The sequence below is a fragment of the Pseudoflavonifractor phocaeensis genome, assembly GCF_038439875.1.
GTDB lineage: Bacteria > Bacillota > Clostridia > Oscillospirales > Oscillospiraceae > Vermiculatibacterium.
Genome location: NZ_JBCDMT010000006.1, coordinates 245,840 through 268,946 on the forward strand (window position 1 = coordinate 245,840; position 23,107 = coordinate 268,946).

Annotated in this window: 19 protein-coding genes; 12 read left to right on the forward strand and 7 right to left on the reverse strand. The window is 62.6% G+C overall.

Translation table 11 applies throughout. From position 1 onward, the window contains the following. Window positions 1-76: 76 nt before the first annotated feature. From AAEU42_RS12970 to AAEU42_RS12985, 4 genes are all read left to right on the forward strand, one after another. A complete protein-coding gene (locus AAEU42_RS12970; protein ID WP_342233987.1) occupies window positions 77-844 on the forward strand; it encodes a hypothetical protein in 768 nt (255 codons plus the stop codon). Window positions 845-934: 90 nt separating this feature from the next. Further along, window positions 935-1,243 (forward strand): STAS domain-containing protein, encoded by a 309-nt coding sequence (locus AAEU42_RS12975; RefSeq protein ID WP_342233988.1) that lies wholly within the window; start codon window positions 935-937, stop codon window positions 1,241-1,243. 13 nt (window positions 1,244-1,256) lie between these two features. Then, window positions 1,257-1,694 (forward strand): anti-sigma F factor, encoded by a 438-nt coding sequence (gene spoIIAB / locus AAEU42_RS12980; RefSeq protein ID WP_342233989.1) that lies wholly within the window; start codon window positions 1,257-1,259, stop codon window positions 1,692-1,694. After that, on the forward strand, window positions 1,691-2,395 hold the full coding sequence (locus tag AAEU42_RS12985) for a sigma-70 family RNA polymerase sigma factor (RefSeq protein WP_342233990.1): 705 nt from the start codon (window positions 1,691-1,693) through the stop codon (window positions 2,393-2,395). The genes spoIIAB and AAEU42_RS12985 overlap by 4 nt, the downstream gene beginning before the upstream one ends. A gap of 53 nt (window positions 2,396-2,448) precedes the next feature. On the opposite strand, the gene AAEU42_RS12990 is transcribed toward AAEU42_RS12985, so the two are convergent. Next, the gene (locus AAEU42_RS12990) at window positions 2,449-3,144 is read right to left on the reverse strand and encodes an alpha/beta hydrolase (RefSeq protein ID WP_342233991.1); all 696 of its coding nucleotides are present in this window, start codon (window positions 3,142-3,144) and stop codon (window positions 2,449-2,451) included. Window positions 3,145-3,317: 173 nt separating this feature from the next. Here AAEU42_RS12990 and AAEU42_RS12995 point away from each other — a divergent pair, with 173 nt between their 5' ends. The 4 genes from AAEU42_RS12995 to AAEU42_RS13010 are packed head-to-tail and all read left to right on the forward strand — an operon-like array spanning window position 3,318 to window position 8,309. Further along, window positions 3,318-4,268, forward strand: a complete 951-nt coding sequence (locus tag AAEU42_RS12995; RefSeq protein WP_342233992.1) for a glycosyltransferase family 2 protein — start codon at window positions 3,318-3,320, stop codon at window positions 4,266-4,268. Continuing rightward, window positions 4,261-4,665, forward strand: coding sequence for a GtrA family protein (locus AAEU42_RS13000; RefSeq protein WP_342233993.1), 405 nt, complete (start codon window positions 4,261-4,263; stop codon window positions 4,663-4,665). The genes AAEU42_RS12995 and AAEU42_RS13000 overlap by 8 nt, the downstream gene beginning before the upstream one ends. 45 nt (window positions 4,666-4,710) lie before the next feature. Continuing rightward, window positions 4,711-7,422: a hypothetical protein gene (locus AAEU42_RS13005; RefSeq protein WP_342233994.1), complete on the forward strand. Its 2,712-nt coding sequence runs from the start codon at window positions 4,711-4,713 to the stop codon at window positions 7,420-7,422. After that, a complete protein-coding gene (locus AAEU42_RS13010) occupies window positions 7,422-8,309 on the forward strand; it encodes an SPL family radical SAM protein (RefSeq protein WP_425288222.1) in 888 nt (295 codons plus the stop codon). Before AAEU42_RS13005 ends, AAEU42_RS13010 begins: the two co-directional genes overlap by 1 nt. A 31-nt stretch (window positions 8,310-8,340) precedes the next feature. On the opposite strand, the gene AAEU42_RS13015 is transcribed toward AAEU42_RS13010, so the two are convergent. Next, window positions 8,341-9,129 carry a CotA family spore coat protein gene (locus AAEU42_RS13015; protein WP_342233996.1) on the reverse strand — a complete coding sequence of 263 codons (789 nt, stop codon included), beginning with the start codon at window positions 9,127-9,129 and terminating at the stop codon, window positions 8,341-8,343. Between the two features lie 206 nt (window positions 9,130-9,335). Here AAEU42_RS13015 and AAEU42_RS13020 point away from each other — a divergent pair, with 206 nt between their 5' ends. Further along, the gene (locus tag AAEU42_RS13020) at window positions 9,336-9,731 is read left to right on the forward strand and encodes a serine proteinase (RefSeq protein ID WP_342233997.1); all 396 of its coding nucleotides are present in this window, start codon (window positions 9,336-9,338) and stop codon (window positions 9,729-9,731) included. A gap of 53 nt (window positions 9,732-9,784) precedes the next feature. Here AAEU42_RS13020 and AAEU42_RS13025 read toward each other — a convergent pair whose 3' ends face one another. The 4 genes from AAEU42_RS13025 to AAEU42_RS13040 all read right to left on the reverse strand — a co-directional run bounded on the left by AAEU42_RS13025 (window position 9,785) and on the right by AAEU42_RS13040 (window position 15,733). Further along, window positions 9,785-12,802, reverse strand: a complete 3,018-nt coding sequence (locus tag AAEU42_RS13025) for a bifunctional diguanylate cyclase/phosphodiesterase (RefSeq protein WP_342233998.1) — start codon at window positions 12,800-12,802, stop codon at window positions 9,785-9,787. Window positions 12,803-12,850: 48 nt separating this feature from the next. After that, window positions 12,851-14,314 carry an extracellular solute-binding protein gene (locus tag AAEU42_RS13030; RefSeq protein ID WP_342233999.1) on the reverse strand — a complete coding sequence of 488 codons (1,464 nt, stop codon included), beginning with the start codon at window positions 14,312-14,314 and terminating at the stop codon, window positions 12,851-12,853. A gap of 166 nt (window positions 14,315-14,480) precedes the next feature. After that, window positions 14,481-15,392 carry a C40 family peptidase gene (locus tag AAEU42_RS13035; protein WP_342234000.1) on the reverse strand — a complete coding sequence of 304 codons (912 nt, stop codon included), beginning with the start codon at window positions 15,390-15,392 and terminating at the stop codon, window positions 14,481-14,483. Between the two features lie 47 nt (window positions 15,393-15,439). Further along, window positions 15,440-15,733, reverse strand: coding sequence for a hypothetical protein (locus AAEU42_RS13040; protein ID WP_342234001.1), 294 nt, complete (start codon window positions 15,731-15,733; stop codon window positions 15,440-15,442). A 160-nt stretch (window positions 15,734-15,893) separates the two neighbouring features. On the opposite strand from AAEU42_RS13040, the gene AAEU42_RS13045 reads away from it, so the two are divergent. Continuing rightward, window positions 15,894-17,174 carry a glycosyltransferase family 39 protein gene (locus AAEU42_RS13045; RefSeq protein WP_342234002.1) on the forward strand — a complete coding sequence of 427 codons (1,281 nt, stop codon included), beginning with the start codon at window positions 15,894-15,896 and terminating at the stop codon, window positions 17,172-17,174. Between the two features lie 69 nt (window positions 17,175-17,243). Next, window positions 17,244-17,678, forward strand: a complete 435-nt coding sequence (locus AAEU42_RS13050) for a tautomerase family protein (RefSeq protein ID WP_342234003.1) — start codon at window positions 17,244-17,246, stop codon at window positions 17,676-17,678. Window positions 17,679-17,726: 48 nt separating this feature from the next. Here the strand turns inward: AAEU42_RS13050 and AAEU42_RS13055 are convergent, their stop codons facing one another. Next, on the reverse strand, window positions 17,727-19,049 hold the full coding sequence (locus AAEU42_RS13055) for a glycosyltransferase 87 family protein (protein WP_342234004.1): 1,323 nt from the start codon (window positions 19,047-19,049) through the stop codon (window positions 17,727-17,729). A gap of 339 nt (window positions 19,050-19,388) precedes the next feature. Between AAEU42_RS13055 and rpoB the strand changes: the two genes are divergently transcribed. After that, on the forward strand, window positions 19,389-23,096 hold the full coding sequence (gene rpoB, locus AAEU42_RS13060) for a DNA-directed RNA polymerase subunit beta (protein ID WP_342234005.1): 3,708 nt from the start codon (window positions 19,389-19,391) through the stop codon (window positions 23,094-23,096). Window positions 23,097-23,107: the final 11 nt, after the last annotated feature.

Here is a 23,107-nt window from a genome sequence, read left to right on the forward strand (position 1 = left end):
TGTTGTGCTTTGGCCCGGGGACGGATACAATAGCGTACAAGGCGCGGTGTATCCGCCTGAAGGAGGGGCGCTGCTCATGAAGAAAAAATGGATCCTGCTCTCCGCCGTTTTGGCAGTGGCCCTGTCCGGGTGCGGCCCCCGGGCGGCGGAAGAGACGCCGCCTGCCGCGGCCTCGTCCGCTCTGCCGGCGGTCCCCACCGTGATGGTCACGGTCCGGCCCACGCAGACGCCGCTGGCCGAGAGCCCGGAGGAGACGGAAAAACCGGTGCGCCCCACCGCCGGCGCTCCCGTCGTCACCACGCCGGAACCGACCCTCCAGGCGGAGCCCACCCCTTCGCCGGAGCCGCCGGACGTGCCCTCGGACGAGGCGGTGCTGCTGGCCTACCGCCAGGCGGCGGAGGCCTACAACTGGTTCGTGATGGCCACCCTGCCCGGGGATCAGACTGACCAGCGGGAGGTGGACGGGATCGTCTACACCCGTGTGGCCGATCCCCGTTTCGCCACGTTGGACAACCTGCGGGGCTATTTGAAGAGCCTCTTTTCAGACGAGCTGGTGGATGCCCTTTTACCCACCGGAGGGACCCAGTATGTGGATCTGGACGGGGCCCTCTATGTCCAGGAGGGGGCCCGGGGAGCCGACATCACCAAGGGAGGGGTCACCCTGATCGTGCTCTGGCCCGAGGAGGCCGCCCCCGTCGGCTGTACCGTACAGGCCACCGTGGAAGTGGTGGAGTGGAGCGAGGACATGCTCACCAGCACGGTGGTGGGCCAGGAGACCTATTCCTTCCCCTACCAGAAAGTGGGCGAGAAATGGGTCTTTACCCAATTTGAATCCATATTCTGACAGAATCTACAATTCAGACGCGCTATAATCGCTGTATCCGAACAAGGATACAGCGATTTTTTTGTTTTTTACGAAGAGGAGGAGACCCAAATGCCGGTGACCTGCGCGGAAGAAGGACGGGCCCTGACTGTCCGGGTAGAGGGCGAGGTAGACCATCACGCCGCCCGTCAGCTCATGGAGGAATTGGGCCGGCGGGTGGATACCGCCCTGCCCCGGAGCCTGACGCTGGACCTGGGGGGCGTGAGCTTTATGGACAGTTCCGGCATCGCGGTGGTGCTGCGGACCTGGCGGCGGATGAGCCAGCTGGGGGGCGTCATGACGGTGCGGAACGTGCCGCCCCAGGCGGCCAAGGTGCTGAAAGCCGCCGGGATCGACAAGCTGATCCCCTTTCAGGAATAAGGAGGACGTACATATGAAACCCATCAACGAGGCCAAATTGACCTTCCTCAGCCGTTCGGCCAACGAGGGCTTTGCCCGGACGGCAGCGGCCTGCTTCGCCGCCCAGCTGGACCCCACCCTGGATGAGGTCAACGATATCAAGACCGCCGTCAGCGAGGCGGTGACCAACTGCATCGTCCATGCCTACCCGGACACTTTGGGCACCGTGACCCTGCGGCTGCGGCTCTTCCCCGACAACAGCCTGGAGATCGTGGTGAAGGATACGGGGGTGGGCATCGCCGACGTGGAGCAGGCGCGGACGCCCCTCTACACCACCGGTGGAGCCGACCGCTCCGGCATGGGCTTTACCATCATGGAGAGCTTCATGGACCAGATGAAGGTGCGTTCCGCCCCTGGAAAGGGCACCACCGTGACGATGCGCCGCCGCATCTCCCGGCGGCTGGGAGCGTGAGCGCGGAGACCCTGTCTCTGCTGGAAGCGGCCCGGGAGGGGGACAACGACGCCTGCGCCCGGCTCCTGGAGGAGAACGCCGGCCTGATCTGGAGCGTGGCGCGGCGGTACTTCGGCAGGGGGGTGGACCCGGAGGACCTCTACCAGCTGGGGTGCCTGGGCTTTGTGAAGGCGGTGCGGGGCTTTGACCCGGCCTTCGGCTGTCAGTTCTCCACCTATGCCGTGCCCAAGATCGCCGGTGAGATCCGCCGCTTCCTCCGGGACGACGGCACCGTAAAGGTGAGCCGTGGCCTGCGGGAGCGGGGGGGCAGCATCCGGCAGGCCAGGGACAGGCTGCAAAATGATTTGGGGCGGGAGCCCACCCTCTCCGAGCTGGCGGAGGAGACGGGGCTGGAGGCGGAAGAGATCGCCGCCGCCGAGACCGCCAACGCCCCCGTGGCCTCCCTTCAGATGGACCTGGGGGAGGGCCTCACCCTGGAACAGCTGGTGGGGGACGAGGGGATGGAAGAGGGCGTCCTGGAAAAGCTGGCCCTCCGGGAAGCGGTGAAGAGCCTGCCAGACCGGGAGGGCCAGGTGGTGGCCCTGCGGTATTTCCGGGGCCTTACCCAGGACAAGACGGCCCGCATCCTGGGTGTGAGCCAGGTCCAGGTCTCCCGGATCGAACGCAAGGCCATGGCGAGACTGCGGGAGCTGCTGGAATGAAACTGGGCTGTCAGTTTAAGCTGACAGCCCAGTTTTTCCCTTAGGGGCCTTCGTTAAAATTGTTCCAGCGTCCACCGCTCCAAAACATCCAGCTGTTCCGGGGTGTGGAACCAGTGTTCGCCCTGTTCCATGACGGTGAGACGGCAGGAGAAGCGGCGGGCGAAATCCTCCACCGCTGCCCGGTCCGTCAGGTGGTCGTGTCCGGCGTAGAGGATGCTGGTGGGGAAGGGCCAGTGGACGATGGGGTGTTCCCTGGCGTAGGTCAGGTAGTCCCAGGATAAGGTCTGACCGAAATCGGTGGGGATGGTCCCCTCGGCCTTCAGGCGCTCCTCCGTGACGCCCGCCCAGCCCATCATGGTTTGAATGAGCCTGGTCATGTCCAGAATAGGGGAGACAAAGAGGCAGCGTTCCAGGTTCCTGTCCTGCATGGCCAGCATGCTGAACCAGGCGCCGATGCTGTTGGCGTAGAGAGCGGCCGCGGCCCAATTCGTGCCGACGTGATCCATCACCCGCCGCAGCTCGGGGACCGTGTGCCAGGGGTCAAAAGAATCCGTCTCCTCTGCCCGCTCCCCGTGGCCGGGCAGGTCGACGCTCAACACCTGCCAGCCCCGGGGGCAGGCGGCGCCGCTGAAAGAGGCGGCCTCCTCCTTGCTGCCGCCCTGGCCGTGTACATAGAGAAAGACCCGCTCCGCGGGCGGCCCCCACAGAAGAGCCGGGACGCCGCCCAGGGTGATATGTTCCCGCCGCATAATGTTTCCTCCTGAGAAAGAATTGTGTTCATTTTACCACGGCCTTGAAAAAATGACCAGGGGAGAGGACGGCGTTTCCAGATGAAAGGCGGTGAAAAGGGAACCGGCAGGTTCCCTTTTTCGTCCAAGAAGTGTATAATAAAACCAATACACCAAAGAGGGAGTTGTACCCTGTGAAGGATATCTTATACATCGTGGTCCCCTGCTACAATGAGGAGGAGGTTTTGCCCGAGACTTCCCGCAGGCTCAAGGAGAAGCTGGACAGCCTCATGGCCGCTGGGACGATCTCGGAGAAGAGCCGTATCCTCTTCGTCAACGACGGCTCCAAGGATAAGACCTGGCCGCTTATCGAGGGCCTTCACGCCCAGGACCCGGTGTTTTCCGGGGTGGACCTGTCCCGGAACCGGGGGCACCAAAACGCCCTGCTGGCGGGGCTGATGACGGCCAGGGACAAGTGCGACATGGCCATCTCTATGGACGCCGACCTCCAGGACGACGTGGACGCGGTGGATGCCATGGTGGACAAGTACTATGCCGGCTGCGACATCGTCTACGGCGTGCGCTCGTCCCGGAAGAAGGACACCTTTTTCAAGCGGTTCACCGCCGAGGGGTTTTACCGGGTGATGAACTTTCTAGGGGCGGAGACCGTATTCAACCACGCCGACTACCGGCTGATGTCCAAGCGGGCGCTGGAAGGGCTGGCGGAGTTCAAGGAGGTGAACCTCTTCCTCCGGGGCATCGTGCCCATGATCGGCTACACCGCCGGGACAGTGGAGTATGAGCGGGGGGAGCGGTTCGCCGGGGAGAGCAAGTATCCGCTGAAGAAGATGCTCTCCTTTGCCATGGAGGGCATCACCAGCCTGTCCACCAAGCCCATCCGGTTCATCACAGGGCTGGGCTTCCTTATTTTCCTGATCTCCATCATCATGCTCATCACCTTCGTTGTCAAGTGGGCCCTGGGCATGACGGTGGCGGGCTGGGCCAGCGTGATCTGCTCAGTGTGGGCCATCGGGGGGCTCATCCTGCTGTCCCTGGGGGTCATCGGAGAGTACATCGGGAAAATCTACCTGGAGACAAAGGCCCGGCCCCGGTTCCTCATCCGGGAGGTGCTGGACGATGAGTAAGCTCATCGACGCCTCCATCCCCAAGTTCCTGCTGGTGGGAGTGGGGAACACCCTCCTCTCCATGGTGCTCATGTTTGCCCTGGAGGACTTGGGCTACTGGCCCTCCACCGCCATCGCCTACGTGGCCGGGGCGGTGATGAGCTTTTTCCTCAACCGGCGGTTCACCTTCAAGAGCGAGGAGGCCTTCGGCCGGTCGGCGGTGAAGTTTGCCCTCAATGTGGCGGTGTGCTACGTCCTGGCCTACGGCATCGCCCAGCCTTTGGGCGGGCTGATTCTGGGCTTTACGCCCCTGGACGCGGTTTGGCGGGAACGGCTCACCAAGCTGGGGGGCATGGGGCTGTACACCATTTTGAACTATTTCGGCCAGCGGTTTTTTGCCTTCAAGAAAGGGAAGTAGGGGCGGGCTGCGTCCGTCCATCCACCTGCGGAAAAGGAGGGCTCCATGAAAAAACGGGTTTTGGCGTATGTCCTGGTTCTGGCCCTGTGCGCGGGGCTGTGTCCCGCGCTGGCGGCGGAGGGGGAAGAGGTGTTTCAGCCTGGCGAACTTTGGTGGTACGCGGGATTGGACACGCTGAAGATCTCCGACGACCAGGGGGCCAGTTATGCCGAGCTTCCCGGGGTGCAGGATTACTGCTGGCGCACCGGGCTGGCCCTCAACGATCTGGTCATGGTGACGCCGCTCTCCGGCGGCGGGGTCCGGGTGGAGGCCCAGGGCCAGTGGTACGACGCCGGGGAGGACCGGCTGAAGGCCGGGGATGCGTTTCGGCGGGATTACTCCGCGGACGAGGTGGCTCGGGCCCTGGCCGGGGCCGTCCCCACCCCCATGCGGGTCCTGGCCGCCGACTCCGGCGGTGTGGCCCTGGGCGTCAGGGAGGTCAGAGACACCCCGGACTTCGATTTGGCGGCGGAGGCCTCCAGCGGGCAGTATTTTCCCCCACCCGCTCAGAGCAGGGACCAGCTGCTTCGGACTGCCGACGGCGTCACTTGGGACATCGTGGATCTGCCGGAGCTGACCGGCATTGTTGACGGCTGGTATGACGGCTCCGCGTTCCATGTGATGGGCTATGAGACCGGATTTCGTTCCGTCGACGGCCTGAGCTGGACGGAAGAGCCCCTGGTCTACCGCCCCAGCACCCCGCTGGCCGCCGACCTGGGGCCTTATCACTTTGAGCTGGTGCGGAGCGAGAGCCCGGACGCGTTCGGCTATGAGGTATACATCATGGACACGGTCTCCGGGGACACCGGCGCCCTGCTGCCCCATATGGGGCAGGGCATCCGGGACAAAGGCATGGAGGCAGGAGCCATCCAGGCCTGGTACGGCCCGGACGACACGGTGTTTCTGGCGGTCTATGACCGTTACCGGATGGGACAGCTCGTGGTATGCATCAACTATCCCGTCTCTTCTCTGGACTGGGTGCTGGCAAATCAGAGCGTCCGGTTTCGGACGGTGGAGGTGCAGGCAGACAACGGTACGATCCGCCTGGGGACGGACGGCAGCTGGTATTTGCCGCATGGACTGCTGAGGGACGACGGCTCCGGCTGGAAACGGGTGGCGGACGTGCCCTGGAGGGTCAATATCGAGGTGCTGCCATACAATGGCAAGACCTTCATGGTCTACGACAAAACGGAAGGGGAGCAGCACCTCTACGTCTCCGTTGACGGCTTGTCCTGGACGGTGGTGGACACGCTGCGGCCCCGGGATATCAGAGCCATACAATACGACTACGTCGACTATGCCTTCGCCTGGACGGGAACAGAGTACATTGCCTGCCGGGAGGCGGCGGAGAGCCCGCACGGCATGATGGGCTCTAGCGGCGGCTGGTGGTACGAGGGGAACACCTCGGTCTATTTTTTGAACGAACAATTTCAGCTTACCGGATCCCATGATTTTGGCCGTTTGGTACAGGCGGTTGGTTTCTATGACGGGGCCTACTATGCCCAGGTGGCCAACTCGGACGGGGGCCGGTACGGCTGGACCAGCTACAAAGAGGACGGCAGCGAGTTTGAGCCAAAGGCTTTTAATCAATCCCTGGGCTCCACACTCTACCGCTCCGCCGACAGGGAGAGCTGGGAGGCCCTGCCGGATATCTATATGGATCTTGAACAGATCATGGTGGCTGCCAACGTGCCCCTTCCTCCCTCCGCCGTTCCCACTGGGGACCCGGCAAAGCCCCTGCGCGGAGTGGCCCAGCTGGACGGCTGGCGCTTTGTGCTGGCGGAGGGCACGAGGTGGGATTACGACGAGGCGACAGAGGAGAGCACCTCTTATTTCGGTACTTGGGTCTATCTTTTGAAGGACAGGGCTATGGACTGGGTGGAGCTGCCCGACCTGCGCCATGCCATTCTGGCCAGCTATATCACGCCGGGGGAATTGACCGCCCGGTATGACCCAGACGGCGCGGTGCGGGTGACGGTCACCGACCTCTACACGCCCTCGATGGAGTGTTCCGTCGCCTATGACCCGGCCTCCCTGGACTGGGTGAAGGAGCATATGGGGCAGCTGGGTTATCGGGCCGGTGAACGGGAGGAGCAAAACAAGCCCGGGGTGGCCGATATTATGCTTCTGGAGCTGCCCAACGGGGAGCGGGAGCTGCTCTACCGGACTCCGGCCAACGATGGACAGTATATGTGGTACGACAGCGTGCCCTGGAGCAATTCCATCACTCTGCTGCCCTTCAGCGGTAAGGATTTTATGGTGCTGGACCTGATCGATGGAAAGGTGTATATCTCCTCCGACGGGGTGAATTGGGCCGAGGCCACAGGGGATTGGATTGTGGGGAAGCGGCAGAAGGCCGCCCCGCAATACGCCATGACGTGGGCGGGGGACAAGTACCTGGCCTGCTGCAGGATGGGAACGGCGGTGGACGGGGTGTTTCAGGGCTATGACGACCCGGATAGTGGGAAGGCCCTCTTTTTGAACGAGAATTTGGATTTGATCGGCTCTTACGACTTTGGCAGGCTGATCAGTGAAATCGGGTATCAGGATGGGGTTTATTATGTCATGACGGGGAGCATAGGCTGGGATGAGGCATCGGGTATGTTTAATAAACCGATGAGTGAGGACGCTCCCGTCCTCTGGCGTTCCAATGACGGCGTGAATTGGGAGCGATTCGACGCCTTTCAGGTCCGGGCTTCACTGGTGAGGACGAGATGATGGAATATATCCCCGCCAAGCACATCCTCATCCGCAACAAATCCACCGAATGGTTCGGCACCGACCACACGGTGAACCTGTACCGGGGCTGCTGTCACGGCTGTATCTACTGTGACTCCAGAAGCGAGTGCTACCAAAACGACGATTTCGACACCGTGAAAGCCAAGGAAAACGCCTTGGAGCTTCTGCGGGACGAGCTGCGGCGAAAGGTGCGGCCCGCCTTCATCGGCATGGGCTCCATGTCCGATCCCTACAATCCCTTCGAGGGGGAGCTGGAGCTGACGAGAAAGGCCCTTATGCTCATTTACGCCTACGGCTGCGGGGCGGCCGTGTGCACCAAGTCCGACCTCATTCTCCGGGACGCAGACCTATATGCGGATATCCAGACCCAGGCGCCGGTGGTGTGCAAGCTCACCATCACCACCACCGACGCCGCCCTGGCGGGCAAGGTGGAGCCCTACGTCTCCACTCCAGCCCGGCGGCTGCGGGCGGTGGAGGGCCTGTCCCAAAAGGGGGTCTTTACAGGGGTGGTGCTGATGCCGGTGCTGCCCTTCCTGGAGGACAGCGTGGAGAATGTGCTGGCCGTGGTGGACGCCGCCGCCGATGCCGGGGCCAGGTTTGTCTATCCCGCCTTCGGCATGACCATGCGGGACCGGCAGAGGACCCATTACTACGAACAGCTTGACCAAAAATTTCCCGGCGTGCGGCAGAAATATGAAAAGCAGTACGGGGAGCGGTACTCCTGCCCCAGCCCCAGGGCCAAGGCGCTGTGGGCGGCGTTTTCCCAGCGCTGCCGGGAGCGGGGGCTCCTCTATGAGATGCGGCATATTGTCTCAGCGGCCAAACGGCCCTATGAGGACAGCCAGCTGACCTTTTTTGATATGTAAGCGGGGATGGCGGATGCCATCTCCGCTTTTTTCAGCCCAGGACCTCGATCTCCCCGGCGCATACCAGGTAGAACCGGCGCTGGAGCTCGTTCCAGAGGATGAGGACGGTGCCGATGGAACCCACCACCGTCACGTTCTGAAGGATGAGGCCGCCCACCGTGAAAGTGGCCAGGCGGCTCAGGTTCCGGGCGGAAAGCTCGCTGAGGAGCCCGGAGGCGCAGCCGGCGGGATCGCCGCCGTGAGTGGTGCTGGAACAGGTGCCGCTCTCGGGTGTCAGGGCCCGCAGGATGGCTCTCTGGGCCCGGCGGCCGTTGACCTCGTTATCTTCCTCGCTCCCTTGATCCAGGAGTTGGAAGGCCGCGGCCTTCAGGGCGCAGACGTTGATCTGGTCCGCCGACTGCAGGATAACGCTCCGGGAACCGGCAACGGAGAAGGCCGGGCCCTCCACCTCCAGCAGGTCGTTGCTGCAAGGGGAGAAGCGCAGGAAGGTGCCCGAGGCGGAGACGATGTTGTCGGAGGGGCCGTCGGGCTGGACCGGCGCCGCCGCAGTGTCACTGAGGCTGCCGCCCACGGAGGCGGAGCCGGTGAGGAAGAGGAAGCTGTCAAAGTCCACCAGCTCGTTGAGGGCCGGGTCACACAGAAGTTGGAGGGCGCTGACCATAGAGCTCTTACAGCAGCGGTCCCCGGGACACGGGGCGGGGACGGGAGGGCGGCAGGGGAAGGGGGGCGGTGTGGGAATGGGGCAGGAGGGGGCCAGGGAGGCGCAGAACTCCTCCGCGGAGATGGGGCCCTGCCCATCAAAACAATTCATGCGGGACATATGATCCACTCCAATGTTGGATTTGACGCGGGGGTGTGAGGCCCGCGCAGTCCATTGTATGGCCCATCTGGCCGGCTGGTGAAAGCTGTCCTGTCAAGGCGAATTATGAATTGTTCTTTAATTTCCGCCTATTTACCTTGCGCCGGAGGGCAAAAGAGGTTAGAATGAATACAGAAATCCAAATCGAAAACAGGAGGGAATACCCTATGGCTTTTTTTGACACCTTTAAGGACAAGGCGATGGACCTGGCCCAGACGGGCGTGGCGAAATCCAAGCAGCTGGCGGAGATCGCCAAGCTGAACCTGGCCAACGCCGGAGAAGAGGACAATATCAAAAAGGCATATATCGAGCTGGGCAAGCTTTATTACGCCGAGCGCGGCATGGCCCCCGAGGCTGCCTACGCCGCACTGTGCGAGAAGGTCACTGCCGCCAAGGTGAATATCGAGGAGAACAAGGCGCGGATTGATGAGCTTAAGACCGAGGAAGGCATCCTGGAGGATGATCCGGTCATCATGGAGGTCCACCCCGAGGAGCCTGTGACGCCTCCCGCGCCCCCCGCCGGGGATGACAACGTGCCCCCCGAGGAGCCGCCCCAGTTCTAAGTGAACACAAAAAGCCCCCACACAGTCGTGTGGGGGCTTTTCCTATGTCTGATTCACCGCCCTGTCTGGAGCCATGCCTCCCGGAGCTGGGCGAGGACTTCTTCGCTGGGCGGCGTAGGCTGGAGCTTGGGGCGGCTGAGGTAGTAACCCTGGAGATAGTTGGCGCCCAGGGCCACCACGGTACGCATCTCCTCGGCGGTCTCCACCCCCTCGGCGATGACCTTGATGCCCATGCTCCGGCAAAGGCCCACCAGGTTGCGGAAAATGGCCTGGCGGTTTTCATCCTGGTCGATGTTTCGGACGATGCTCATGTCCATCTTGACATATTGGGGCTGAATGCTGAGCAGGAGGGCGTCGTTGCTGTATCCGGTGCCGAAATCGTCCAGGGCCACCTTTTGATGGTACTGGCGGCAGCGCTGGAACTTGGCGGCGTTGGCGGTATCGTTCATCTCGTCGTTTTCCGTCAGCTCGATAACGGTGCGCTCCAAATAGGGGCCGAAACGGGCGTCATAGATGGCGGTCTCCTCGGGGGTCATGGACTGGCTGGGGATGGAGTTGAGGAAGATGAGGGCTCCCTCGGCCTTGTCGCTCAGGGCGTCAAAGGCCTCGATCCCGCGGCACCAGGTCAGCCACTCCACCTGGTGGAGCTTGGACTGGGTGCGGGCGATGCGCAGCAAGTCCTGGGGAGAGGACAAAATCGTGGAGCGGGGGCGCATAAGGCCCTCATACCCCATGATCGTGCCGTTGGAGCAGTCCACCAGGGGTTGAAAGACAAAGTCCACCGCCTGGGTCTCCAAAATACGGTCCAGCTCGGCGTTGTTGTACAAAAGGAAGGAGTTTTCATGGTAGGCTTGGAGGTCGAAGTCCCGGATGGTGCCCTTGAGGGAGTGCTTGGCCTCGTACATGGCAAAGTCCGCGAAACGGACCAGCTCCTCCAATACGGTGCTGTCGTCGGGGTACCAGGCCACGCCGGCGGAGGCGCGGAGACGGCAGGACTCCCCGCTGGGGAGGAGGATGGAGGTGCTGGTGAAGGCCTCCTGAAGCCGGTCGATGACCTGCTGGAGCTCGGCGCGACTGGTGTATCCGCTGAAAAAGAGATAGAACTCGTCGCCTGAGATGCGGGCCACGACGCAGCGGTCGGCGGAAAAGCGCCGAAGCACGTTGGCGGCGCCTCGGATGTACTCGTCACCGTAATCGTGGCCATAGGTGTCGTTGATGGACTTGAGATTGTCCAGATCCAGCATCATCATGGCCCCCACGCCCAGAGCCCCCGGCTTCTGGGTGAGCTTCTCCAGGTGGGCGTAGAAGGCGCGGCGGTTGAGCAGGCTGGTCAGCAGGTCGTGGTCCCGCTCATATTCGATGCGGCGGCGCTCCAGCCGGGACTCGGTGACGTCCACCAACGCGCCCAGAACGAGATCGCCGCCCTCCTGGGTCACCTGGATCTGCACCCAGCGGGGCGCGCCGGTGACCAGGTCGGTGAGGTGGAGGATGGCCGCCTCGCCGTCCCCGCTCTTCTCCTCCACACACATGGAGAGACTCTGGAGCAGCTCCAGAAAGGCGGGGACATCCGGGGGGATCTCCGGGCTGGGAAGGCCCAGGAGGGAGTAAAAGTCCTCCGTGTAATAGAGAAAGTTGTGGCTCAGGCTCAGCTGGAAGGCGGCCAGGGGAACATGGGCCATCCTGACGATGCGGGACAGCCGGGAGGAGGATTCCGCCACGTCGTGGCTCAGCCCTTCGATGGCGCTGGAGAGGTCATCGATCTCCAGGATCTTGGTAGGCTCCAGATGGACCGGCTTGCTGGGGTCCAGGGTGCGGACCTTCCGGGCCAGGGTCCGCAGGGGGCGGGTGAAGCTGACGCCGGCGATCAGGGATATGGTGATGCCCAGGATCAGGGTGGAAAGGGTCAGAAGGATCATCTGGCTGCGGACGTGGGCGGTAAAGTCCAGCAGGTCGCCGCTCTTGATCGCCGCCACCAGGGCCCAGTGCTGGGTCTCAAAGGGGGCGTTGACGTTGTAGAGCTTCAAATAGCGCACGCTGCAATAGACATCCCCGGCGTTGTGGCCTTGGGCGGGAATGGCCATGTGGAGGTCTCCGTATACGTTCTTGCTGTCCAGCTGGAAGGTGCCGGACTCACCGAAGATCCACCGGGCCGTGGGACCCGAGGTGGATACCGTGCGGAAGGTGATAGGCTGGTCCCCCGCCGCGGGGACCTCGTCCGCGATGGCCAGCAGGTAGGCTCCGTTGGAACCGCCGGAGAGCTCGGTGTAGGGAAGCTGCTGGCGCAGGTAGTCCACCGACAGCTCGATGCCCAGGACCCCGTACGGAAGTCCCTGCGCGTCCAACAGCGGTTGGCTGTATGTAATGACCGTGGTCTGGTCATTTTTCAGGGTGTGGGGCGGGCTCCAGTAGCCCAAGTCCTGGAGGGAGGCGCCGGGGTTTTCGGCGGCGGCCGTGATGGGGGCGTAGAAGGTGTCGGCGTCCCGGTCCACGGAGAGGGTGGGGGCCCAGTTGATGTCCATGGTGAGCCCCAGGCGGTCCACCAGGTCCGCCGAGCAGCGCTTGAGGAGCAGATCGGCGTTGGTGGAGGAGATGGAAGAGGGGTCCATGTCCCGCAGGTACAGGCAGGCCTTGTTCAGGACGCTCCCATCCGCCGGGGCGGCAAGGGCGTCCGGGCCGTTGAAAACGACGAAGGCGCCGTTGACCGAGTTGCGGCGCATGGTGGAGATCAGGGGGTCCGCCAGCCGGGCCAGCAGGTCCACCGTCTGGTCACTGTTGGGGATCAGATCGGCGGAGGTGAGGCCCTGGGCGTCCAAGAAATCGGAGACGATGGCCTCCACCATGTTCTGGGTCCACTCCAGCTCCGACCAGCGCTGGAGCATGTCGTTTTCCAGATAGTTTGTGCGGTTGGAAATCTGCTCGTCGAAGATATCCACGGCGTTCTGGTCCAGCTGGTTGAGGACACCGCCCTGGAAGAGAAAGGCGGCGAACAGGGCGCACTGGAACACAAGTGTGGCGATCAGAAAGGTGGATACGCGAAACAGAAAGGATTTTCCGCGCTGGGGATTGCGCATGGGCTGTCACCAGCCTTTCCAATGATAGGATCAGGAAAAGTAAAAAGCTCAGCCGGCGGCCTGGGCGGCGGAGAGATCGGCCTTGAGCTGGTCTAACCAGCCCTGGAAGTTGGCGTCGGTGTCATACCGGGCCACGGCGTCGGCCAGGGAGGTCCCCTGAGCGGTCAGGGCCAGGATGGCCTGCCGGTCGGCGTCCGCCTTTTCACTCATGGACTTCTCCAGCACGCTGCGGCAGGCGTTTCCGCCGTCGAAGGCGGGGGTGGTGTAGCAAGTGCAGGCGTTGAGTTGATCCAGACCGGCGCTCAGCGTGTCCCGCATCCGGCCGGCGGCGGTGTCATCCGCCTTGCCGCTGAGGGCGCTCTCCAGCACGGGCAGGGTGAGGGCCTCGTTGGTGACGGGGAGGTAGCCGGAGCCGGCGGAGAAGGCGGCGTTGCGGTCGGGGTCCGTGAACCACTTGAGAAAGACGGTAGAGGCATATTCCACGGCGGGGTCGGAGGCGATGACGCACATGCCCGCGCCCTGCTGGACGGCGTAGGGCTCACCCCCGTCAAAGATGGGGGCGGGGTAGACCGCGTAGTCGATGGGATAGCTCTCCAGGTCATTGATGGTGACCTCGGTGGGGAAGTAGGTGGAGCCGGAGGAGGAGCCTACCAGGGCGATGATGGCGCCGGTATGGGCGGCGTCGGTGCGGAAGTTGCCCTGGGCGGAGAACCAGCCGTTAATGTAGGGGACATAGTAGTTGTCCCACAGCTTGCGGAAGACGGCCTCGTCGGCGTTGATGGTTACGCCGTCCTTCCCGCGAGCGAAGAGCTCCACCCCCAGCTGGCGGCTGCCGATAATGAAGTAGTTGGCCATGGCGTCCCGGCCGAAGAAAGCCTTGCCGTCGTCCGGCTCGGGGGTGAGGGAGTCGGTCCACTCATAATAGGTCCGGGCGGTGCGGGTGACCCCCTCGATGGTCTCCAGATCACTGAGGTTGACGCCGGTGGCGGTGGAGAAGGCGGCCCAGTCGGTGGCGTTGAGCATCAAAAGCTCCACCGATTTGGCGATGGGGAAGACCTTGAGGGTGCCGTCGTCAGTGAGGTGCCCCTCGGCGATGAACTCGGGGCGGTAGGCGGCCAGCTCCTCCTCGGAGAGGTAAGGGGTCAGGTCGGCCAGCAGACCCAGCTTATCCACCTGATAGGCGGTGTCCGCGTAGGCGGCAAAGATATCAGGGGTCTCGCTGGCGCCCACCTTGTGGGCGGCGGCGTCCAGTACTTTTGAGGTCAGCTCATTGACATTGCCTTGACTGAAGGCCTCCACCACGATGCCCGTTTCCTGGCCCACGGTCTCGTTGAACTCGGTGACCAGGCTGTCGAAGGCGTCCTTCTGCGGGCCGTTGTAGTAGTGCCAGATCTCCAGCGAGACAGGGGACTCCGGGTCCAGCTTAGGCAGGGCGGGCGCCTTGGGGGAACAGCCGGAGAGGGCCGTCAGGGACAGGGCGGCGGCGAGGGTGAGGCAGGCGAGCTTTTTCATGATACAAGACCCCTTCACATGATTCGGTTTTCGGCTACTGTCCACCGATCAATCGGTGCAAGGGCGGACAATGAAAAAAACTATTATATCATTATACATGGGAATAATTCCTTTGTCAAAAAAAGACGCCACCCTTTGGGTGGCGTCTTTCAACACAAAAAAGAGATCAGAAAATACGGCGGGCGTACACATAGGTATTGTTGTAGTAATTGGAATTAAGGCTGTCGAACTGCACGGCGTATGTGTTGGTGGAGGCATGGATGAACTGGCCGTCGCCCACATAGATGCCCACGTGAGAGACGGGGGTGGAGACCCGGCCGTTGTTGAAAAAGACCAGGTCGCCGGCCTGAAGCTCACTGCGGGAAACCGCGGTGCCGTTGTTGAGCTGGGCGCTGGCGGTGCGGTTCAGGGTATAGCCGAAATGGGCGTATACGTACTTGGTAAAGCCGGAGCAGTCAAAACTGTTGGGGCCGTTGCCGCCCCAGACATAGGGCTTGCCCAGGAACTGCTTGGCGTACTCCACGATCTGCTGGCCCAGGCTGGAGGAGGAAGCGGTCACGGTATCGTCTCCCCGGGAGCCCGCGGAGTCCTTGCAGGTGACCATATAATCGCTGGATACATAACCGTTCATGCCATTATAGGAGATTTTGTACCAACCGGCGTCGATGCCGGTGATGGTGACCACATCCCCGTTGTTCAGGGAGAAGATGTGGGTATACTCGGTACCGGGGCCGGTGCGCACGTTGAGGGTGCCGCCGGTGGTCTGGACAAGGCCGTAGCCGATGGTCACGTCCGCCTGATTGGCCACGGTCAGATACTCGCCGGACATGTAGCCCTCCACGGACTTGTAGTCCACCTTGTACCAGCCGTTGCCGGCGTCCTCCAGAACCACCACGGTGTCCCCGCTGGGGGCGGTGGCCAGGATAGCGGCGTCGGTGCTGGCCTCGGCGCGCATGCGCAGGGCGTCGGCGGTCACGGTGCCCACCCCGAGACTGGCGGCGGAGGCGCCTACCACACACAGAGCGGAGAGAGCGGCGGTCATCACAGCGGCACGCAGGAACTTACCAGAAAAGGACATGGGACTCATCCTACCTTTCTATATCTCTTCTCTTTTGTGTGAGGAACTTACTTGCCGGAGAGAGCCCGCTCCAGCCAGATGGAGCCCACGTCCATGGCGGCATAGAGGCTGTCCTTCTCGCTCTTCTTCACCACCCGGTCCCGGCTTTTCAGGTCGGGGTCGGTGAGCTGGAGCTGGACGGAGACCTTGGTGGCCACGTCCAGATCGCCTTCCTTTTTCGTGGAAAGGATCTGAAGGGCGATGATATATTTGTCGGCCATGCTGCCGTAATAGATCAGGTTATCCTTCCTGCGAAGGGGGTGGCCCTTGTAGACCAGAGGGATATCTTTCATGTCAGGCATCGAATGCCTCCTTTATGTTACTGTTATGTTTCAACGCTTGTAACCAAATTGTAACACATTGATACCAAAGTGTCAACGCCTGTTTGGAAAGAAAAGGTCGAGAAATATTTGCCAAACCGATACGGGGCCAGTATACTAACACCATATGGGAGAGATGCACATGATGACACTTTGGACCCTGGCCGCCACACTTCTCTTTTTGGCGGCTTTTGGAGGGCTGGTCCTGCGCTGGCTGGCCTTCAGCGGGGCGGAGATCCCCGCCCCGTTTTCCGATCCGCTCCCCTCCAGGATCGGGAAAAAACCAGATCAGACAGACCTGTGGAAGGTGTTTCTGGCGGCCCTTTTATTCCGCCTGGCCCTGGCTCTGGGGAGCCTGCTACTCTACAACACCCTCTCCGGCGGGGCGGTGGGGCTGAGGGGACTGCCGGAGCTGTGGAGCCGGTGGGACGCCCTCCACTATATCAAGTTGGTGGAATTGGGCTACGGGGGTTATCTGGAGGATGGACAACCCCTGTTCCTGGTGTTTTATCCCCTCTATGTGTGGATCACCAGGGCGTTTGCCCTGGTGATCCCGGATACCGCCCTGGCCGGGATGGCGGTGAGTTTTCTCTGCTTTGCCTGGGGATGTGTCTACCTCTACCGGCTGGCGGCGGAGGAATACGGGGCGGCGGCCGCCCGCCGGACGCTGGTCCTGCTGTGGGCCTATCCCTTCTCCTTCTTCTTCGGCGGCATCATGACCGAGAGCCTGTTCCTCCTCACCACCGCGGCGGGACTCTACCACATCCGCCGCCACCAGTGGGGCAGGGCGGCGGTCTGGGGGTTCCTGGCCGCTTTGACCCGGATGCAGGGGGTCCTACTGGTGGGGGCCGCGGCGGCGGAGCTGGTCAATGGGGTCAAACCCTTCCGGCACCGGGGGGCGGCCAGGGGACGGGCTTTCCTGGAGATTGGGAAGAAGCTGCCTCTGCTCTGCGTCCCCATCCTGGGCAGTCTGGCTTATTTCGCCCTCAACGCCCACGTCACGGGGAATCCCTTCGCCTTCACGAAAATGCAGGCCCACTGGAGCCAGGGCTTCCAGTGGTTCCCCGGGGTGCTGGGGTATCTGGCGAAAAACGCCCTGACCTGGCCCAGCGTGACCACCCGGTGGGAGATGTGGATCCCGGAGCTGCTGCTCTTTCCTGTTTTCGCCCTGCTGCTGTGGCGAAGCTGGAAAAAGCACCGGAGCATGTTTACCCTGTATGGCTTCGTCTATTTTATTCTGAACTACTGCCTCTCCTGGCTTTTGAGCGCCGGGCGCTACCTCTCCTGCGCGGTGCCCTGCTTCCTCTTCGCCGCCGATGAGCTGGAGGGGAAGCCCAAGAGGACGGCGGCTCTGGTGGCCGTGATGTTGGTTCTCCAGGCGGTGTTTTTATACCGCTATCTGTGCTGGGGGCAGGTAATGTAAGCGAGGATAAAAGGATGCGGAAACCGAGAGGCTTTGGGCGGAACAGTAGGAAAGGGGAGAAAAAGGAATATGCCGACGTACATGGTGTTTTCGGCGCCGGGGGCGCTGACGGCGGAGCAGGAACAGCGGGTGGCCGAGGCCATCACCGCCGCCCACTCCAAATCCACCGGGGCGCCCCGGTACTACGTTCAGGTGATCCTTGGGGCGGGGGAGGGCTGCCGCCGCTTTGTGTGGGGACAGCCCAGCCAAAAACAGCTGTGGATCCGGGGGGACATCCGGGCGGGCCGGAGCGACGAACAGCTCAAGGACCTGCTTCTGGAACTGATGCGGGGGGTGGCCCGGGCGGCGGAGATAGACGAGGAGGACGTGTGGATCGACCTCAATGAGGTGAGGCCCACGGCCATCCTGAAATTTCGGACCGTCTTTCCACCCGCCGGGCGGGAGAAGGAGTGGGAGGAGAGCCTTCCCGCCCCTCTGCGGGAAAAGCTGGGCATCACACCCTGATCGAATAAAAACCGGGCGGCCCCTTATATAAAAAGGTCCGCCCGGTTTTTAGTTTCCAGTGAGGATCCGCCAGAGCGCGTACACCGCGGCGGCCAGGGCCGCCAGCATCAGCAGCCCCTCGCCCAGCTGGGTCCAGGTGAAGCCGAACAGGGAGAGGACCATGACGTAGCGGGTCATGAGGTAGGCGTGATAGCCGCCCAAAGAGGCCAGCTCCGCCGCGGCCGCGGCGGGCGCGTGGGCGGGGGTGACGCAGGCCCACACCACCAGCAGGACCCCGCCCAGGAAGAAATAGCGCTCGTGCATATAGGGCAGGAAGAAGGGGATGCCCAGGCTCAGGGCTGCCCCGGCCAGCAAAAGGGCGGCGTTGTCCGCCTCCTTGCGTTTCCAGAAAAGGAGGGCCAGAACGGCCAGCATGAAGAGGAAGGCCAGCAGGATGCCGGTTTTGGCGGCTCCGGCCCCCAGCTCGGCGCGGTAGGGGATCAGGGTGAACATGGAGGGGGAGTTGTAGTTGATGGTCTGCCAGCCCACGCTGGAGCTGGCCTGATCCAGATAGACGCTGAGGATGTCCCGCACCGGCTTGCCCGCCAGAAGGGCGGGGGCCATGGTCAAAACGAAGGTGCCGGGAAAGACGAAAAGGTGGCGGAATTTGACCCGGCCGGTGAACCACAGGGCGCACCACAGGGGGATGATAAAAATGGCCTGGAGCTTGAAGGAGAAGGCCAGGGCCAGGAGGGCCAGGGAGGACTTGGGCTTCTCCTCCAAAGCGCAGGCCAGGGCGTGGAGGCACAGCGCCCCCCACACGGCGTCGCACTGTCCCCAGCAGGCTCCGTTGAGGACGATGGTGGGGAGGAGGAGCAGGGCGGAAAAGCAGATCAGGGGTGCCTTGGGGCGCTTCGTCAGGCCCCGTACCAGCCGCAGCCCGCCCCAAGCCAGCAAAACGTCGAAGAGGACGGAGAAGAGCTTGATAAGGTAAAGGTCAGGGAGGGGGAGGTAGGAGATCAGGGCTAAAAGATAGAGGTAGGGGACGTTGTAGTTGCCCACCGGGTCCTTCAAGGCGGCAAAGCCGCCGTTCTGCCGGAAGTGCTCCACCCAGTGGGAGAGGAAGTCCTGGTAGTCCAGGGAGGCATAGGAGAAGAGGAAGGCGCGCAAAAACAGGGCCAGGCCGATGGGCAGCAGCATCGTGAGGAGGGTGTCGCGCCCATACCCCGCCCGGTGGAGGAGAAAAAGGGCCAATGCCCCCAGCGCCAGGAGGCAGACCGGGAGGAACATCTGGCTGAGGACGCCGCCGGGCAGGGTATAGCCCCGAAGGGCGGCCAGGGCGGCGAAGAGGAGTCCCAGGGCGGCACAGGGACGGGTCAATTCCTTTTTCAAAACAAAAAGCACCCCCGAAAACGAAAAAAATCTGGATTTCTCCAGATCAAAGGATAAAAATCATTGACTTATGCGGTGTTACATGGTATACTGAAATGCTTCTATCTGCCAGTTTGCCCTATTTCTCCATCATCCTATCGTGTGGTCAGTGTATCACAGACGGGCTGGACTTGCAAGACTGGCGGAACGCTTTTTAACAACCGTTCCGGGCGTTCTAAGAAAGAAAACAGGCGCCCCCTTGTGCGGTTTGACGGAAAAAGTATGACGGACGGCGGAGGATCAAGGCCTGACAAGGGCTTTTCCCTGCCGGAAATACGAAAAACGAGGTGTGATTTCTACATGGTCAAGGACGTCTATTACGGCAAGACCCTGCGTAAGAGCTTCGCCCGCCACGAGGTCCCCTTGGAGATGCCCAATCTCCTGGAGATCCAGAAGAACTCCTACCAGTGGTTCCTGGACAAGGGACTGCGGGAGGTGTTCAAGGACGTGGCCTCTATCACCGACTACGCCGGAAACCTGGAACTGTCCTTCATCGACTACACGATGGATGAGGCCCCCAAGTACGACGTGGACGAGTGCAAGGCCCGGGACTGCACCTACGCCGCCCCCATCAAGGTACGGGTGCGCCTGCGCAACAAGGAGACCGAGGAGATCAAGGAGCAGGAGATCTTCATGGGCGACTTCCCCCTGATGACTAAGGCGGGCACCTTTGTCATCAACGGCGCCGAGCGTGTCATCGTCTCCCAGATCGTCCGCTCCCCCGGCATCTACTATTCCAGAAACGCCGACAAGGCGGACAACCTGACCTACGCCACCACGGTCATCCCCTACCGGGGCGCCTGGCTGGAGTATGAGACCGACCTCTCCGACATCTTCTATGTCCGCATCGACAAGAACCGGAAGATCCCCGTCACCTGCCTGATCCGCGCCGTGGGCCCCCGGACCGACGGCGAGATCCTCGACATGTTCGGCGAGGACCCCCGTATCCTGGCCACCCTGGAGAAGGATACCTGCAAGACCTATGAAGAGGCTATGCTGGAGATCTACCGCAAACTGCGTCCCGGCGAGCCTCCCACGGTGGACTCCGCCGAGAGCCTGATGAACGCCCTCTTCTTCGATGCCCGCCGGTACGACCTGTCCGCCGTGGGCCGCTATAAGTTCAACAAGAAGCTGGCCATCGCCACCCGTCTGGCCGGCCAGACTTTGGTCATGCCCATCGTGGACCCCGCCACCGGCGAGATTCTGGCCGACGCGGGGGAGACCATCACCCGGGACAAGGCCTGGGAGCTCCAGGCCAAGGGCGTCAACGAGGCCGTGGTGGATGTGGACGGCACCCCTGTCAAGGTGTTCTCCAACCACATGGTGAACATGGGGCCCTTCGTCCCCTTCGATCCCGAGGAGTGCGGCATTACCGAGGACGTGCGCTACGCCGTGCTCATGGACCTGATTGCCCAGGCCGGCGGCGATGAGGAGGTCCTCAAGGAGCTGGTGGCCGACCACGCCGACGATCTGGTGCCCAAGCACATCATCGTGGACGACATCATGGCCTCCATCAACTACCTCAACTGCCTGGCCTTCGGCGTGGGCGTGCCCGACGATATCGACCACCTGGGCAACCGCCGCCTGCGCTGCGTGGGCGAGCTGCTGCAAAACCAGTTCCGCATCGGCTTCAGCCGCATGGAGCGGGTCATCCGGGAGCGGATGACCATCCAGGATTTGGACATTGTTACCCCCCAGTCCCTCATCAACATCCGGCCCGTCACCGCCGCCATCAAGGAGTTCTTCGGCTCCAGCCCCCTGAGCCAGTTCATGGACCAGACCAACCCCCTGGCCGAGCTGACCCACAAGCGCCGTGTCTCCGCCCTGGGCCCCGGCGGCCTGAGCCGTGACCGGGCCTCCTTCGACGTGCGGGATATCCACTACTCCCACTACGGCCGCCTGTGCCCCATCGAGACCCCCGAAGGCCCCAACATCGGCCTGATCTCCTACCTGGCCTCCTACGCCAAGGTGAACCGCTACGGCTTCATCGAGACCCCCTACCGCAAGATGGATAAGGAGACCGGCACCATCACCGACGTCATCGAGTATATGACCGCCGACGTGGAGGACCCCTACAACGTGGCCCAGGCCACCGAGCCGGTGGACGAGAACGGCCGCCTGATCAACGACCGTGTCACCTGCCGCCACCGCAACGAGATCATCGACGTGGACCGCAACCAGGTGGACTATATTGACGTCTCTCCCCAGATGATGGTGTCCATCGCCACCGCCATGATCCCCTTCCTGGAGAACGACGACGCCAACCGGGCCCTGATGGGCGCAAACATGCAGCGGCAGGCCGTGCCCCTGCTGACCACCGAGGCCCCCATCGTGGCCACCGGCCAGGAGTACAAGAACTGCATCGACTCCGAGGTGGTCATCCTGGCCGAGGACCCCGGCGAGGTCACCCGGGTCAGCGCCGACTATATCACCATCCGCTACGACGACGGCCGGGTGGTGGACTATAAGCTCACCAAGTTCCAGCGCTCCAACCACACCACCTGTATCAACCAGCGGCCCATCGTCAACGTGGGCCAGCGGGTGGAGAAGGGGGATGTCCTGGTGGACGGCCCCTCCACCTCCAACGGCGAGGTGGCCCTGGGCAAGAACATCCTCATGGGCTTCATGACCTGGGAGGGCTACAACTACGAGGACGCCATTCTCCTCAACGAGCGCATGGTCAAGGACGACGTGTTCACCTCCATCCACATCGAGGAGTACGAGACCGAGGCCCGGGATACCAAGCTGGGTCCCGAGGAAATCACCCGTGATATCCCCAACGTGGGCGAGGACGCCCTGAAGGACCTGGACGAGCGGGGCATCATCCGGGTGGGCGCTGAGGTCACCGCCGGGGACATCCTGGTGGGCAAGGTCACCCCCAAGGGCGAGACCGACCTCACCGCCGAGGAGCGGCTCCTGCGGGCCATCTTCGGTGAGAAGGCCCGGGAGGTCCGTGACACCTCCCTGAAGGTGCCCCACGGCGAGCGGGGCATCGTGGTCAACGTCAATGTATTTACCCGGGAGAACGGCGACGAGCTGTCCCCCGGCGTCAACATGGTGGTCCGGGTCTACATCGCTCAGAAGCGGAAGATCTCCGTGGGCGATAAGATGGCCGGCCGCCACGGCAACAAGGGCGTTGTCTCCCGCATCCTGCCCCAGGAGGATATGCCCTTCCTGCCCGACGGCACCCCCCTGGATATCGTGCTCAACCCCCTGGGCGTGCCTTCCCGTATGAACATCGGCCAGGTGTTGGAGGTCCACTTGGGCTACGCCGCCAAGGCCCTGGGCTGGAAGGTGGCCACCCCCATCTTCAACGGCGCCAACGAGCAGGACATCGAGGACACCCTGAAGATGGCCGGCCTGGCCCTGGACGGTAAGAGCGATATGTACGACGGCCGCACCGGTGAGAAGTTCGACAACCGGGTCACCACCGGCTACGTCTACTTCCTTAAGCTCCACCATCTGGTGGACGATAAGATCCACGCCCGCTCCACCGGCCCTTACTCTCTGGTCACCCAGCAGCCCTTGGGCGGCAAGGCCCAGTTCGGCGGCCAGCGCTTCGGCGAGATGGAGATGTGGGCCCTGGAGGCCTACGGCGCGGCCTATACCCTCCGGGAGATGCTCACCGTGAAGTCCGACGACGTCACCGGCCGTGTCAAGACCTACGAGGCCATCGTGAAGGGCCACAACGTGCCCTCTCCCGGTGTGCCCGAGGCCTTCAAGGTGCTGGTGAAGGAGCTGCAGTCCCTTTGCCTGGACATCCAGGTGCTTGACCGGGACGGCTCCGTCATCGAGCTCAAGGAAGAGGACGAGGACACTTATCCCCCCGACCGTGTCCGGGAGGACGACGATTTCTACCAGTACCGGGACGAGAACGAGTTCGCCGCCGCGGGTTACACCCTCAAGGAGAGCAGCGACGAGGACGACCTGGTCATCGAGGCTGACGATGAGGACGCCGACGAGGACGACCTGGTGGAAGTGGACGACGGGTCCGAGGACGACGAATAAGAGAGGGAGGA

Excerpts from the sequence above, each read along its gene's own strand:
- AAEU42_RS12970 (WP_342233987.1), top strand. The coding sequence starts at position 77 with ATGAAGAAAAAATGGATCCTGCTCTCCGCCGTTTTGGCAGTGGCCCTG.
- AAEU42_RS12975 (WP_342233988.1), top strand. The coding sequence starts at position 935 with ATGCCGGTGACCTGCGCGGAAGAAGGACGGGCCCTGACTGTCCGGGTA.
- spoIIAB (WP_342233989.1), top strand. The coding sequence starts at position 1,257 with ATGAAACCCATCAACGAGGCCAAATTGACCTTCCTCAGCCGTTCGGCC.
- AAEU42_RS12990 (WP_342233991.1), bottom strand. The coding sequence starts at position 3,144 with ATGCGGCGGGAACATATCACCCTGGGCGGCGTCCCGGCTCTTCTGTGG.
- AAEU42_RS13000 (WP_342233993.1), top strand. The coding sequence starts at position 4,261 with ATGAGTAAGCTCATCGACGCCTCCATCCCCAAGTTCCTGCTGGTGGGA.
- AAEU42_RS13005 (WP_342233994.1), top strand. The coding sequence starts at position 4,711 with ATGAAAAAACGGGTTTTGGCGTATGTCCTGGTTCTGGCCCTGTGCGCG.
- AAEU42_RS13010 (WP_425288222.1), top strand. The coding sequence starts at position 7,422 with ATGGAATATATCCCCGCCAAGCACATCCTCATCCGCAACAAATCCACC.
- AAEU42_RS13015 (WP_342233996.1), bottom strand. The coding sequence starts at position 9,129 with ATGTCCCGCATGAATTGTTTTGATGGGCAGGGCCCCATCTCCGCGGAG.
- AAEU42_RS13020 (WP_342233997.1), top strand. The coding sequence starts at position 9,336 with ATGGCTTTTTTTGACACCTTTAAGGACAAGGCGATGGACCTGGCCCAG.
- AAEU42_RS13025 (WP_342233998.1), bottom strand. The coding sequence starts at position 12,802 with ATGCGCAATCCCCAGCGCGGAAAATCCTTTCTGTTTCGCGTATCCACC.
- AAEU42_RS13030 (WP_342233999.1), bottom strand. The coding sequence starts at position 14,314 with ATGAAAAAGCTCGCCTGCCTCACCCTCGCCGCCGCCCTGTCCCTGACG.
- AAEU42_RS13035 (WP_342234000.1), bottom strand. The coding sequence starts at position 15,392 with ATGTCCTTTTCTGGTAAGTTCCTGCGTGCCGCTGTGATGACCGCCGCT.
- AAEU42_RS13040 (WP_342234001.1), bottom strand. The coding sequence starts at position 15,733 with ATGCCTGACATGAAAGATATCCCTCTGGTCTACAAGGGCCACCCCCTT.
- AAEU42_RS13045 (WP_342234002.1), top strand. The coding sequence starts at position 15,894 with ATGATGACACTTTGGACCCTGGCCGCCACACTTCTCTTTTTGGCGGCT.
- AAEU42_RS13050 (WP_342234003.1), top strand. The coding sequence starts at position 17,244 with ATGCCGACGTACATGGTGTTTTCGGCGCCGGGGGCGCTGACGGCGGAG.
- rpoB (WP_342234005.1), top strand. The coding sequence starts at position 19,389 with ATGGTCAAGGACGTCTATTACGGCAAGACCCTGCGTAAGAGCTTCGCC.